The sequence below is a fragment of the Pseudomonas sp. LH1G9 genome, from assembly GCF_002949975.1.
Lineage (GTDB): Bacteria > Pseudomonadota > Gammaproteobacteria > Pseudomonadales > Pseudomonadaceae > Aquipseudomonas > Aquipseudomonas veronii.
Window position 1 is genome coordinate 2,519,136 of record NZ_CP026880.1, and the last position, 13,774, is coordinate 2,532,909.

At 63.9% G+C, this 13,774-nt stretch carries 11 protein-coding genes and 1 pseudogene; 3 read left to right on the top strand and 9 right to left on the bottom strand.

Translation table 11 applies throughout. The annotated features are described in order from the left end of the window. Positions 1-12: 12 nt before the first annotated feature. Positions 13-990, bottom strand: a complete 978-nt coding sequence (locus C5F70_RS11620) for a thiamine pyrophosphate-dependent dehydrogenase E1 component subunit alpha (protein ID WP_102618898.1) — start codon at positions 988-990, stop codon at positions 13-15. Positions 991-1,300: 310 nt separating this feature from the next. On the opposite strand from C5F70_RS11620, the gene C5F70_RS11625 reads away from it, so the two are divergent. Further along, entirely contained in the window at positions 1,301-3,169 is a 1,869-nt protein-coding gene (locus tag C5F70_RS11625) for a sigma-54-dependent Fis family transcriptional regulator (RefSeq protein WP_104903356.1), read from the top strand. Between the two features lie 117 nt (positions 3,170-3,286). Here C5F70_RS11625 and C5F70_RS11630 read toward each other — a convergent pair whose 3' ends face one another. After that, complete coding sequence (locus C5F70_RS11630; protein ID WP_104903357.1) at positions 3,287-4,081, bottom strand: acetoin reductase; 795 nt, start codon at positions 4,079-4,081, stop codon at positions 3,287-3,289. 181 nt (positions 4,082-4,262) lie between these two features. Here C5F70_RS11630 and C5F70_RS11635 point away from each other — a divergent pair, with 181 nt between their 5' ends. Continuing rightward, positions 4,263-6,413, top strand: a complete 2,151-nt coding sequence (locus C5F70_RS11635; RefSeq protein ID WP_104903358.1) for a TonB-dependent siderophore receptor — start codon at positions 4,263-4,265, stop codon at positions 6,411-6,413. A gap of 18 nt (positions 6,414-6,431) precedes the next feature. Here the strand turns inward: C5F70_RS11635 and C5F70_RS11640 are convergent, their stop codons facing one another. After that, complete coding sequence (locus C5F70_RS11640; protein ID WP_017846577.1) at positions 6,432-6,869, bottom strand: carboxymuconolactone decarboxylase family protein; 438 nt, start codon at positions 6,867-6,869, stop codon at positions 6,432-6,434. A 114-nt stretch (positions 6,870-6,983) separates the two neighbouring features. Further along, positions 6,984-7,454 carry an Lrp/AsnC family transcriptional regulator gene (locus C5F70_RS11645; RefSeq protein ID WP_017846578.1) on the bottom strand — a complete coding sequence of 157 codons (471 nt, stop codon included), beginning with the start codon at positions 7,452-7,454 and terminating at the stop codon, positions 6,984-6,986. A gap of 123 nt (positions 7,455-7,577) precedes the next feature. Here C5F70_RS11645 and C5F70_RS11650 point away from each other — a divergent pair, with 123 nt between their 5' ends. Next, entirely contained in the window at positions 7,578-8,822 is a 1,245-nt protein-coding gene (locus C5F70_RS11650; protein ID WP_104903359.1) for a methionine gamma-lyase, read from the top strand. Positions 8,823-8,825: 3 nt separating this feature from the next. Here the strand turns inward: C5F70_RS11650 and C5F70_RS11655 are convergent, their stop codons facing one another. The 5 genes and pseudogenes from C5F70_RS11655 to tssF form a co-directional block, all read right to left on the bottom strand. Next, a complete protein-coding gene (locus tag C5F70_RS11655; RefSeq protein ID WP_104903360.1) occupies positions 8,826-9,938 on the bottom strand; it encodes an OmpA family protein in 1,113 nt (370 codons plus the stop codon). Positions 9,939-9,961: 23 nt separating this feature from the next. Then, a pseudogene (tssE, locus tag C5F70_RS11660) lies at positions 9,962-10,401 on the bottom strand (type VI secretion system baseplate subunit TssE). 3 nt (positions 10,402-10,404) lie between these two features. Next, a complete protein-coding gene (tssJ, locus tag C5F70_RS11665; protein ID WP_046383722.1) occupies positions 10,405-10,941 on the bottom strand; it encodes a type VI secretion system lipoprotein TssJ in 537 nt (178 codons plus the stop codon). Continuing rightward, on the bottom strand, positions 10,922-12,019 hold the full coding sequence (gene tssG / locus C5F70_RS11670; RefSeq protein WP_104903361.1) for a type VI secretion system baseplate subunit TssG: 1,098 nt from the start codon (positions 12,017-12,019) through the stop codon (positions 10,922-10,924). The genes tssJ and tssG overlap by 20 nt, the downstream gene beginning before the upstream one ends. Further along, positions 11,983-13,752 carry a type VI secretion system baseplate subunit TssF gene (tssF, locus tag C5F70_RS11675; RefSeq protein ID WP_026139971.1) on the bottom strand — a complete coding sequence of 590 codons (1,770 nt, stop codon included), beginning with the start codon at positions 13,750-13,752 and terminating at the stop codon, positions 11,983-11,985. Before tssF ends, tssG begins: the two co-directional genes overlap by 37 nt. Positions 13,753-13,774 lie beyond the last annotated feature (22 nt).

A 13,774-nucleotide genomic window follows, 5' to 3' on the forward strand; every position in this document is an offset into this window, starting at 1 on the left:
AGTGGGTGGCGATTAGCGGTAAGCGACGTAGACATCAGTGAGCAGGTCTGCGGCCTGGGGCTTGGGATCGGACTTGGCCAGGCGCACGGCGTCTTCGATCAGTTGCGCGACCTCCGCGTCGATGCGCTCGAACTGCGCCGCATCGAGCCAGCCTTCGGCGCTGCAGCGTTGGCGAAACAGCACCAGGCAATCGTGGGATTCGCGCAGGTTCTTCACTTCGTCGGGGCCGCGATAAGTTTGCGCGTCGCCTTCGAAGTGGCCGTAGAAACGGCTCAACTTGACCTCCACCAGCGTCGGCCCCTGGCCGCTGCGCGCACGTTCCACGGCTACCCCCAGGGCCGCGTGGACGGCGAAGAAATCATTGCCGTCGACGATCACCCCCGGCATGCCGAAGCCCACGGCGCGCTCGGCAATGTCTTTGCACGCTACCGACCAGCCCGAGCCGGTGGCTTCGGCGTAGCCGTTGTTTTCAGCCACGAACAGACACGGCAGTTTCATGATCGCGGCCAGGTTCATGGCCTCGAACACCGCACCCTCGTTGGAGCCGCCGTCGCCGAAAAACGCCACGGCCACGCCCTGGCTGCCCTTGAGCTTCGAGGCCAGCGCCGCCCCGGCCGCCAAGGGCGCGCCGGCACCGACGATGCCGTTGGCGCCGAGCATGCCTTTCTCCTGGTCGGCAATGTGCATGGAACCGCCCTTGCCACCGCACACCCCGGTTTTCTTGCCGTAGATCTCGGCCATCATGCCGAACACGTCCACGCCCTTGGCGATGCAGTGGCCGTGGCCACGGTGGTTGGAGGCGATGCAATCTTCATCGTTGAGGTGGGCCATGACCCCGGCGGCGCTGGCTTCCTGGCCGGCATACAGGTGGACGAAACCTGGGATCTCGCCAGTGGCGAATTCCACGTGCAGGCGTTCCTCGAAATCGCGGATGGTACGCATCACGGTGTAGGCATGGAGCAGTTGATCAGTGGACAGGTGAGTGGACATCTTGTTGTTCTCCAGGTTGTCTCGACACACAAAAGGCTGGCTGCAGCCAGTTGCAAGACCTTCAGCACAGCCTGTGCCAACGCGTCGATAAACCTCGCATAGACTTGATCTAGAGCAGTGCCACGCGGTTGTGCGGCGGCGACCGCCAACCACAGAATGAGACGCGCCATTGCAACCTGCCCGTGGCGTGCGTGGCCGGATGAGACGCTGCGTCTCACACCGGGCAGTTGGTCAGGCCGCCCTTGTCCCCCTGCGCGCATGCGCGCTTAATGGCGGGCATAACAACAAAAGATCGAGAACCGGAGGCCTTATGCTCGCCGCGAACTCCAAAGACCATGTCGACTGCGTCAGTCGCGTGATCCGCAATGCCGATCGCCTGCCCCAGGCTCCGGTGCCGTCGCTGATTTTCGATTCATGGCGCCGTTCCATGGAGCAACACCACCTCGACCCTGGCTCGCTGCAAGGGCCACGCATTCTCAGTGAACCGCTGCTCAAGGAATGCCGTGAGCGCGCCGAACTGTTCATGCACATCGCCAGCGAAGAAGTCGGCCAACTCCACCACCGCGTGCGCCATGCCGACTACTGCGTGATGCTCACCGACGCCCAGGGCCAGACCATCGACCACCGCGTGGACACGGCGATTCGCACCGATTGCCGCAAGGCCGGCCTGTACCTGGGCACCTGCTGGTCGGAAGCCGAAGAAGGCACCTGCGGCGTGGCCACGGTACTGACCAGCAAGGCTGCCGTGACGGTGCATAAGCGCGATCACTTTCGCGCGGCATTTATCGGGCTGACCTGCTCCGCCGCGCCGATCTTCGACCCCCAGGGCAACCTGCTGGGGGTGATGGACGCCTCGGCGCTCAAATCCCCGGATGACCGGCGCAGCCAGCATCTGGTACGGCAGATGGTGGCGCAGAGCGCGCAAGCCATCGAAAATGCCTTCTTCATGCACAGCGCCCGTCAGCACTGGGTGCTCCAGGCCCACAGTACGCCCGGCTATGTCGACAGCCAGCCCGACCTGCTGCTGGCCTGGGACCAGGATGGGCGCCTGCATGCGTTGAACAGCAAGGCGCGCCAGACCCTGCGTCGGCGCTTTGGCCAGGTGCCGACGCATATCGGCGAGGTCTTCGACCTGGATGCGTTGCGCGCGGTCACCGATCAATCGGCGCAACAGTTGCACTGGCTGGGCGAGCCCGGCGCATTGCATGTGCGGGTCAGCGCGCCGCGGCGTAAGCCGGCGCGTCCTGCGAAGGCCGTAAACAATCAGGTCGACCCCCGGGTGGAAGAACACCTGCGCCTGGCCTTGCGGGTCAAGGACCGCAACCTGCCGGTGCTGGTGCAGGGTGAAACCGGCGCCGGCAAGGAAGTCTTCGCGCGCCAACTGCATGAGCGCAGCGCTCGTCGCGGCGGACCCTTCGTGGCGGTGAACTGCGCGGCGATCCCGGAAAACCTCATCGAAAGCGAGCTGTTCGGCTATGTCGCCGGGGCCTTTACCGGCGCGTCGAACAAGGGCATGCCCGGGCTGTTGTTGCAGGCCGATGGCGGCACGCTGTTCCTCGATGAAATCGGCGATATGCCGCTGGCTCTGCAGACGCGCTTGCTGCGGGTATTGGCCGAAGGTGAAGTCGCGCCGCTGGGTGCGGCAAAAACCCGTGCGGTGGATATCCAGGTGATCTGCGCCAGCCACCGCGACCTGGCGGTGCTGGTCAGCGAGGGGCGCTTTCGCGAAGACCTGTACTTTCGCCTGGGCTGCGCACGGTTCTGCCTGCCGCCCTTGCGCGAGCGCAGCGACAAGCTGGCCTTGATCAATCGGCTGCTGGAACAGCAGGCGCACAGCGGCGCAATCTCCGTGGGCATCAGCCCCGCCGCGCTGGAGGTACTGCTCGGCTATGCCTGGCCGGGCAATGTGCGACAACTGCGCCATGTGCTGGCGTATGCCTGTGCGGTGTGCGACGGCGGCACCATCCAGTTGGCTGACCTGCCCGTGGAGGTGCGCGGCGAGCGGCTCGAGGCCGACGTGGAACAACGTGTCAGCCCGGAACGCCAGGTGGTGCTGGATGCACTGATCCGGCATCGCTGGAAGCCGTCGCCGACGGCCCAGGCGCTGGGGATTTCGCGGGCGACCCTGTATCGCCGGGTCAACCAACTGGGCATCGACATGCCGGGCAAACATATCTGACCCAGCACGGTCAAACATGTGGGAGCGGGCTTGCCCGCGAAGGCGGTGTATCAGCCACCGATGCCGTGACTGAACCGCCGCCTTCGCGGGCAAGCCCACTCCCACCTTTGAACCGCGTTATCGGTACACAATCCCACCATCGATCAACGGCGACTGGCCGGTCATGTAGTCCGCATCCGGCCCCGCCAGGTAAGACACCAGCCCGGCCACATCCTCAGGCGTTTCCGCACGGCCCAGGGCAATCCCGTCCACATACTTCTTATAGGTCGCACCGACTTCGGCGCCGGTAATCTCGGCCATGCGCTTGTCGATCTCGACCCACATATCGGTGCCGACCACGCCCGGGCAATAAGCATTGACCGTAATCCCGGCGCTGGCCAGTTCCTTGGCCGCCGCCTGGGTCAGGGCGCGCACGGCGAACTTGGTCGCCGAGTACACGCCCAGCAGGGCAAAACCTTCATGCCCGGCGATCGAGCAGGCGTTGATGATCTTGCCCTTCTGCTTGAGCGCCTTGAACTTCTTGCCGGCGGCCTGGATGCCCCACAACACACCCTGCACATTGATGCCCAGGGTGCGCTCGACCTGCTCGGGGCTGACGTCCAGCAGTGAATCGATCTGCGCCACCCCGGCGTTGTTGACGATGATGTCGAAACCACCGAGGGTCTGGTATGCGTGTTCGACGGCGGCCACCACCTGTTCGCGCTTGGACACGTCGGCGATGAACACCGAGGCCTTGCGCCCTGTCGCGACGATTTCAGCGGCCACGGCTTCGAGCTTGGCGCCATTGATGTCCACCAGCGCGATATCGGCACCGTCCCGTGCCAGGCGCAGGGCGATGGCGCGGCCGATACCCTGCCCGGCGCCAGTCACCAGCGCAACTTTTCCAGCGATGAGGTTTCCAGCGGTACTCATAACGACCTCCTGCAACGATGAGAGAAGCCTCGTCTATCGCAGATGCACGCCAGGGCTGTCGAGGCGCACATGAATCGGCGTGCGCGCTGAGACCGGATGTCTCAATGCGCGAATCCTTGTAAATGCACGCACTTATGCCTAGCTTATGCGCCCCCCGTCCTGCGCTTTAAGGCCTTGCCCCATGGTTCTGCGTTTTCGCCCCGTCGTCACGTCACGTTTCGCCCTCGGCCTGCTGCTCAGCGGTGGCATCGGCAGCAGCCTGGCTGCGGAAATTGAACTGCCGGCGGTACAGGTCCAGGGCCAGGATGAGTCCGGTTATCGCAGTGAAACCGCCTCGGTCGGCGGTTTCAATGAAGCGCCGCTGCTGGACACTCCCGCCTCGATCAGCGTGATCAACGCCGCCCTGATCAAGGACCAGCAAGCCCGCCTGCTCAGCGAAGTGCTGCGCAACGACGCCTCGGTGGGCGACAGCTACGCGCCGATCGGCTACTACGAAAACTTCGTGGTGCGCGGCTTCTCGCTGAACGCGGCGAGCAGCTACAAGATCAACGGCCGCACCATCACCGGCGAGCAGAACGTCGCCCTGGAAAACAAACAGCAGGTGGAAGTACTCAAGGGCCTGGCCGGCCTGCAAAGCGGGATCTCCGAGCCCAGCGGCGTGATCAACTACGTGACCAAGCGCCCGCAAGACGTGCGTTCGGTGACGGTGTCCAGCGACGACCGCGGCAGCGGTTATATCGCCACCGACGTCGGCGGCTGGTTCGGCAGCGAGCGGCAGTTTGGCCTGCGCGCCAACGTGGCCCATGAAGACCTCAATTCCTACGTGGAACACGCCAACGGCCAGCGCGACTTCCTGTCCCTGGCGTTCGACTGGAACATCAGCCCCGACGCAGTACTGCAACTGGATGCCGAATACCAGAACAAACAACAGCGCTCGGTGCCGGGCTACCAACTGCTGGGCGGCAGCGAAGTGCCCCACGACGCATCGCCGAAACAGCTGCTGGGCCATCAAAGCGGTTCCAAGCAGGTCGGTATCGATTCGCTGAACCTCAACGGCAAGTTCGAATACCGCTTCAGCGACCAGTGGAAAGGCAGTGTCAGCGCGGCGCGCAGCAAGGTGGTGATCGATGACTACAGTTCGTTCGCCTGGGGCTGTTTCTACGTGAACACGTGCAACACCAACACGTTCAGCCCCGAGGGTGACTACGACATCTACGACTACCGCAGCCCCGACGACACCCGCCGCGACGATGAAGTGCAGGCGGCCATGACCGGGCTGTTCGACACCGCCGGCCTGGGCCATGAATTGACCTTCGGCACCAGCGCGTTTCGCCGGGTGATCGACAAGCGCAAGGCGGTCAACGAGTACATCGGCAGCGGCAATATCAATCAGGACGCGCCGACGTTTGCGCCGACCAACGTACCGCTGAACGACAGCCATCGCACCCTCGACAGCCGCCAGTACGGCGTGTTCGTCACCGACCGCATCCGCTTCAACGAGCAGTGGCAAACCCTCCTCGGCGGTCGCGAAGTGCGCCTCGATGAACAAGCCTTTGACAGCAATGGTGACCAGGCGCGCCACACTCAGCAATATGTGTTCCTGCCCCAGGCCTCGCTGATCTATAAGCCGATTGAAAACATCTCGCTGTACACCAGCTACAGCAAGGGCCTGTCCCTGGGCGGCACGGCGCCGTGGTTCGCGAACAACGCGGACGAGACCCTGGCCCCGACCGTGTCGCGACAAATCGAAGCCGGCGTGAAATACGACTGGCGCCGCATCAGCTTCGCCGCGGCCGTGTTCCAGACGCGCCAGGCCTACCAGTACGCCAAGCCGGATGGCGCCGGGAGTTTCACCTACGTGCAACAAGGCGAACAGAAGAACACCGGGCTGGAACTGTCGGCGAATGGTTGGGCCACCGACCGCCTGCAGATCGCCACCAGCGTCGCGGCGATTCGGGCGCGGGTCAGCGGCAGCGGCACGCCGGACTACGAAGGCCACCAGGCGATCAACGTGCCCAAGCTGCGCGCCAGTGTCTACGCCGACTATGCGCTGCCGTGGGTCAACGGCCTGGCGGTCCTGGGCGGCGTGCAATACAGCGCCAAGAAGTACGCCAACCGCAGCGGCAACGTCGAGGTCGGGGACTATGCGGTGGTCAACGTCGGCAGCCGTTACACCACCAAAGTCGATGGCTATGAAACGGTGTTTCGCCTGAGCGTCGACAACCTGTTCGACAAACGCTACTGGCGCGACGCGGGCGAGTACATGGGCGATGACTACCTGTTCCAGGGCGCGCCGCTGACAGCGCGCCTGAGTGCCTCGGTCAACTTCTGACCGCCCACGGCCCCTGGCTTACTTGGGCATTTTGCGAAAGCCCACCGCCAGGCGGTTCCAGCTGTTGATGGTGGCGATGGCTACGCTCAGATCGACCTGTTCCTGGGGACTGAACTCGGCGGCGAGTGCGTTGTAGTCTTCGTCTGCGGCGCGGGTCTGGCTGACCAGGGTCAGGCTTTCGGCCCAGGCCAGGGCGGCGCGTTCACGCGGGGTGAAGAACGGCGTTTCGCGCCAGGCCGACACGGTGTACAGGCGGCGTTCGGTCTCACCGCCCTTGCGCGCATCGGCGGTGTGCATGTCGAGGCAGAAGGCGCAGCCATTGATCTGCGACACGCGCAGGCGCACCAGTTCCAGCAGGGGCAGTTCGATGGACAGTTTGCCCACTGCGGTTTCCAGGGCGAGCATGGCTTTCATGGCGTCTGGGGAAGCGGTGTAGAAATCGGTACGGGGTTGCATGGTAGAGCTCCTGAACACTGGAAATTGGTGGCCAGATTAGTCAGCGCAGCACTCAGGAGAAATAGCCAATTCCGGCAAAGATCAGGTAGCCAATGTGCCCACGGGCTCAGCCCCTCAGCGCGGCAGCGGAATCACGCGCAAAGGCCGCACCGATTTGTAGGAAAAGCTCGAGTAGATCTCTTTGACGCACGGCAATGTCTGCAACACCTCCCGCGCGAATTCGCCAAACGACTCCAGGTCCTTGGCCACCACTTCCAGCAGGAAGTCATAGCGCCCCGAGACGTTATGGCAGGCGACGATTTCCGGAATGTCGAGCAAGCGCTGCTCGAACGCCCGCGCAATTTCCTGGGTATGGCTCTCCATCATGATGCTGACAAACGCCGTCACCCCATAGCCCAACGCCTTGGGCGACAGGATCGCCTGATAACCGCTGATCACCCCGCTCTCTTCCAGGTTCCTGACCCGCCGCCAACACGGGGAGGTGGTCAGGGACACGCGCTCGGCGAGCTCGGCCACGGTCAAGCGGGCGTTGCCTTGCAGTGCGTTTAAAAGCGCCTTGTCGGTGCGATCCAGACTGAGGGGCATAACGTGCCTCTAATCATTATTTTTAGGAAGGTTTCATCCCATTGCGCGGGATTTGTCAGCAAATATTGCAAAGTTCAGCTGTGGTTATGAGCATAGCATTGTAGGAAATAAGGAGTGTCCGACATGAACAATAAACACAATGCATTCGGCTTTTCCACCCGTGCCATCCACCACGGTTACGACCCCAAGGACCACCACGGCGCCCTCGTACCGCCGATCTATCTCAGCGCCACGTTCGCCTTCCCCACCGCCGAATACGGCGCCGCGTGTTTTGCCGGTGAAGAAAGCGGGCACTTCTACACGCGCATTTCCAACCCGACCCTGGCCCTGCTGGAAGCGCGCATGGCGACCCTGGAAAACGGCGAGGCCGCCGTCGCTTTCAGCTCCGGCATGGGCGCGATTGCCGCCACCTTCTGGACCCTGCTGCGCCCCGGCGATGAGGTGATCGTCAGCCAGACACTCTACGGCTGCACTTTCGCCCTGCTGCACCATGGCATCGCGGAGTTCGGCATCAAGGTGCGCCATGTCGACCTCACCGACCTGGATGCGCTGCACGCCGCGCTGTCCCCGGCCACGCGCATGATCTACTGCGAAACCCCGGCCAACCCCAACCTGCAACTGGTCGATATTGCCGCCGTCGCCACGCTGGCGCACCAGCAGCCCAACGTCATCGTGGTGGTCGATAACACTTACTGCACGCCGTACCTGCAACGGCCCCTGGAGTTGGGCGCCGATGTGGTCGTGCATTCGGCCACCAAGTACCTCAGCGGGCATGGCGACATCACTGCCGGCATTGCGGTGAGCAACCACGCACTGGCGCAGCGCATTCGTCTGCAAGGGCTCAAAGACCTGACCGGTGCGGTCATGTCCCCGCAGGACGCATCGCTGCTGATGCGCGGCCTCAAGACCCTGGCCCTGCGCATGGACCGCCATTGCAGCAACGCCCAGGCAGTAGCCGAAGCCTTGCAGGCCCACCCCGCCGTCGAGCGCGTGACGTACCCGGGGTTGCGCTCATTTCCCCAGTACGAGCTGGCGGCGCGGCAGATGCGGATGCCCGGCGGGATGATTGCCTTCGAGCTCAAAGGCGGGATCGCGACCGGCCGACGCTTCATGAACGCACTCAAGCTGTTCAGCCGCGCGGTCAGCCTGGGCGATGCCGAGTCCCTGGCCCAACACCCGGCGAGCATGACCCACTCCACCTACACCCCAGAGGAGCGGGCAGCCCACGGGATCAGCGAGGGGTTGGTGCGTCTGTCGGTTGGGCTGGAGGACATCGCCGACCTGCTGGCGGATGTGCAGCAGGCTTTGGCCAAGTGTCTGCGGGCTGCGCCGCGTGCGACACAAGTGGTCGAGCATTCGATGAAATAGCGCTCAGTCCACGGCCACCGTGGCCTCGCCGCAGGCCCCTGTCTGCGGCACCAGGTGAATATCCACGCGACGGTTCGCGGCGCGCCCGACGTCGGTTTCATTGCTGGCAATCGGCTGACTGGCCGCGAAGCCCTGGACGGCAAAGCAACTGTCGGCGATGTCGCCCATGCGCTGCATCCAGTCGCGCACGGCAGAGGCGCGGGCATGGGACAGCGCCAGGTTCTGTTCGACGGAACCGGTCGCGTCCGTATGCCCGGCGACCACGATCAGCCAGCCGGGTTGGGCTTTGATGTCGACCAGGGCATTGATCAGCACCTTGGCCGAGCCTGGCTTGAGCGTGGCGCTGCCGGCATCGAACAGCGACAGGCTGTCCAGTCGAACGGGATCGGGCATAAGGGGTTCAGTGCCTGGACCGGCCAACCACATGCGCCAACCGAACCCCGCGAGCAAGGCAACGATCAGCGCCCCGACCAGCCCCCACAGCGCGATGCGTGGCCGGCGCGCCACCACTGCGGGTGGCGGCAGGATCACCACGGGGCTCACCAGCGCCGGCGCCGGCAACCTGAGCGGCGCGAGCATCGTGCCGTCCGGCGCGGGGCTTTGCTCCAGGCGCTGGATCAAGCCGCCGACCTGATAGCGCAGGGCGTGCAGCGGTTGTAGAGGGTGGTCTAGATGAGCCCGCAAACGCACCTGCAAACGGGCCAACTCAAGGTCCAATTGAACCAGCGCGGGCACGCCGTGGGCGGTCATCGCCCGGCTGCGCAGCACCAGTTGCAGTTGCTCGAACAACCATCCCAGCAAGTCCACGCGCGCCGACGCCATCGGCGGCCACAGGCGCACCCACTCGCCGCCCAGCGCCTCGATCAACGCCACACCTTGGGTGATGCCCTCGACCCCATGACGCTGGCCGCGAGCCAAGGTGTAAAAGCACGCGCTGTGCAACTCCGCGCCGTTTTGCTGGAACAGCGCAAGGCAGCCTTGCTCGACCTTGGCCCAGTCCACATCCGGGCAGGCGGGATGGCTGAGCTTGGCCAATTCCTCGCGCAAAGCGATGAACTCACTGAAGCCGCGCGGATCACCGCCGACTTGAATACGCATCTCAAACAACGCCGTCATCGGGTTTCCCTTGCGTTATCGGTTCAAGGCTTCGACAGGTAATGCTGTCGCTTCAAGTGACGCACCAGCACCCGGCCTTCGGGGTCAGGCGGGTGCCGAAGGTCACGTGCTGCCCATCCTTCAATTGCATGTCCAGGGCATACTCCAGATGCCCCGGCAGCACCTGGGGCAGCAGCTCGATGGTGATCGCCGCCAGACGTGGCTCGTACTTGAGCAACGTGTCGGTCATGACGCCGATCAGGCCTTGGGCCGTGGCGGGCAACCCTTGCAGGATCAGGCCCATGTCCGGCAGCCCGTAATCCGGCAGATGGCTGAGCGCGCCCGCTCGGCTGTTGAGGATGCGCTGCAGGTTGTCCAGCACCGAGAGGGTGTGCTGGTCCGCCTCGCAGACCCGCTGCAGGTCCAGTTCACCGGCGAAATTCTGCAACAGGCGTTCGTAGAGCGAAGGGGTGTACTCGGTCATGGCTCAATCCTTCGTCAATGGGCGCAGGATCAAGCGGTTATCGCCCAGTTCGATCACCCGTGCGCGATCCGGGTCGAGGTCGTCACGCGTCAATGTCAGGCGCCAGCTGTTCTGCCGGGTATCGGGGTCGCGAAACAACGCCACCAACGTGACAAACTGCGCGTCCTTGTCCATCGGCACGTTCAGCTGAGCGCCCTCTTCGGGCTTTACCACCACCGAATGTTTGTCCAGTAACGCACGCGCGAGCAAGCGCTCGTCATCGCCCAGCAGGCCTTCGTAGGTCGCCAGCTCCACCGCCTTGCTGTCGCGCAGTTGGTAAACCCGCACCAGGGTCGGCACCGACAACGCACGCATGTCCGTGGCATCGGTGTTCAGCGCCGTGCGCGCGCTGAAATCCAGATGCAGGGTGTTGACCTGCTTGTAGAAGATCGCCTTGGCGGTGGATGCCGTGCCATCCGCCACGGTCTGGGCCAACCCACAACCGCCGAGCGGTAGCGTGAAAGCCGCCAGCAGCACAAGATTAAAAACGGTACGCGACATGCTGTGTCTCCCTGTTGCGCGGGTTAATCGAAAGGCCTTGGTAGCGCCCCAGGTTGATCGTGAGGGTCTCGTGTTCCGTCGTGCGCCAGGCGCTGTCTCCCAGGCCCAGCACACCGGTCATGCCGAGCCGGAGGGTGGCCAGCCCCAACACCGGCGCAGGCAGGCTGTGCAACGGCAGCGACAAGCGCAGCTTCGCCGTGCAACGCCACCCTAGGTAAACGCGCAACAGCACCCGCAGGTCGCGGTGTAGCTGGCCGTCGGGGAGCCAGCCACGGGCTTCCTGGGCGTGCTCGGTATAGAGCGTCAGACCGAACTGGCTGTTGGCGTCGCGGCCGATACGCCCCAGCGGCGTGCCCTGGGCCAGGCTCACCGGACGTTGCCGGGAGAGGCTGGCCGGCGCCGCCAACGTAATGTTCTGCGGCCAATGCGAAGTCACCTGCACCTGGGTGTCGGGGGCGAGCAATTTGACCAGTGCGACGATGCCTTGTGCATTCCGCGTGGGCAGGCGCATCACGCTGAGCAAGGCCAGAAAGCGCGAGACCGGCGTGGCGACCTGTTGCGCGGTGCCGGGAATGCCCAGGCCGATCAGGCCCAGCAGGCATTGCGAGGTGGCATCGGTGCCGCCCGCTTCGAACGTCGCCGGGTAGGAGTACTTGCGCCAGATCCGGTAGAACTGGGTGAAGATCCGGTGATTGAACATATCCAGGAAGGCTTCCAGCGCTTCATGCCCCTCCCGACGCTGCGCGATGTCATCCAGGTACACGGTCGGCATCGGCGAATCGACCCCGTACAACCCAAGCAAGCGCGTGCGTACCGTCGCCGCTCGCTCCGGGTGCGTTTCATCGATTTCAATCGACTTCAACTCGCCGGCCGGAAAGCCCATGCCCGGATCGGGCCGAAAGCGCACGGCGTCATCCGCCGGGTGCGCGGTGCTGCCCAGCGGCGGATGGTCGGGCAAGGCCTGTTCCAGCAACTGGCAAAAACGCTGCAGATTGGCCTCGGCCACCTGCCCCTGTAAGGCATCCAGCAAACCGCTGGCTTTCAGCCGGGAATACGCTGACTGTGATTCTCGTTCCATCGCAGGCACTTTCCAGTAGGTTGCAGGATCAGCGTGAGCTGGGTGTACACATGAATGTCGGCATACAAGGCGAAGAAGCGATTGAGCATCTCGCCGAACAGGCTGATGTCGCCCTCCCCTGAAAAGCCGTTGGCATCGAGGGTGATCTCGATATCCACGCCGCGTAGCAAAAAGCCTTTCTCGAAACGTTGGACCAAGTGATGACGGACCTCGACGATCGCCGCCAGACGACGACGGTTGAGTTCGCTGCCCGTCCAGTCGTACAAGGCCAATGTGCCGCGCAACACCTCGGCGTTGTCGAGCATCGGCAGGAAGTTCGAGCCCAGGTGGCTCAGCACCCGCCAGTGAAAGCGGTCGCGGTTCGGCGGGTAGCACGGCAAGCTCGGCGCACACAGGTTGCGCACCCGCAAACCGGCCTGGGGGCTTTGCACCAGCGTGTCGAGCACGGTGCTTTGCAGCGCCTTGCGCGGCAATTGGCCGTGGGTGCCGGTCAGTCGCAACGACAGGCTTTCACGCGTGCGCAGGCGGTCGCTGTCGAAGCCCTCGCCGCCGAGGATCAGCCAGGTGTCATGCAAGCCATTGGCGGCGCGCTTGAGGCGCGTATGGAAGTAGCGTTCGGGAGCCTCGTCGCGCAGCATGCCGCCTTTGTGGCGAAAGCTGCTGAACGGCACATAGTCCTGGCGCTCGGCGTTTCGCGAGGCGGTCACGCGGTCCACCGAATAGATCTCGGTATGGCCGTCCTGCAAACGCATGGGGCGCAGCAGGTAGTCGCTTTGCAACGGTGCCAGGGTCAGCGGGTCGGCCTCCAGCGCGAACAGGTTGATCACCGGCACCGCATGCAGGCGGATATGCTCGCGGCTCAGGTCGAAATCGGCCGGCCAGGGTTCACGTAACACCACTTCAAGCTCGAACCAGGCGGCGTCGGGAGCAATCTGCAGATGCTCCAGGCCACACAGGGTCACGAACATGAATTTTTCGCGGAAACTGAAATACTCCAGCAATAACTGATAACCGCTGAACGCACTGTCGCCCTTGGGCCACAGCCGGTCTTCATCGGCAAACCCTTTGGGCGCAAAATGCCCGGCCACCGGCTGGCGTTCGGTCTGGCCGGGCCAATGCACGAACATCGCTTGCACATTCAAGGTCAGCGCCTGATGCAAAGCACTGGCCAAAGGGGCTTCGGCATTCAGGTACAGCGGCACGCGACTCAGGTCGATCTGGCTCCAGTCGGTCAACGCGCCGCAGGCAAAACGCAGGCGCAACACGGAGCGACCATCCGGGGCGAAGCCGCGCCCGACCGAGGCCAGGGCCAACGGGCGCAGGGCCAGGTCCTGGGTGGTGGTGTAGCGGCAACGGGTACTTTGGGGCCCGATGGGTTGCGACAGCACTTCAAAGCCCTGCGCGATCAACTCGCTGTGCTTCATCTGCGCCAGTTCCGGCACCAGTTCGACGATCGACAGCGACGGGATGGTGCGCAGGTAGTGTGGCCAGAGCAGGCTGACCAGGCCTTCGGTCAATTCCGGCAGGTCATCGTCGAGTTTTTCCCGCAGGCGGCCCATCAGGAACGCGAAGCCCTCGAACAGGCGCTCCACATAGGGATCTTGCGCCCCCGGTTTGTCCAGGTTGAGCTGTGCCGCCCGATCCGGGAAGGCCTCCGCGAATTCCTTGCCCGCCTCGCGCAGGTAGCGCATTTCGGCATCGAAATAGCGCAGTGTGAGATTGTCCATGTTCACAGAACGACTCCTGATAGATGAG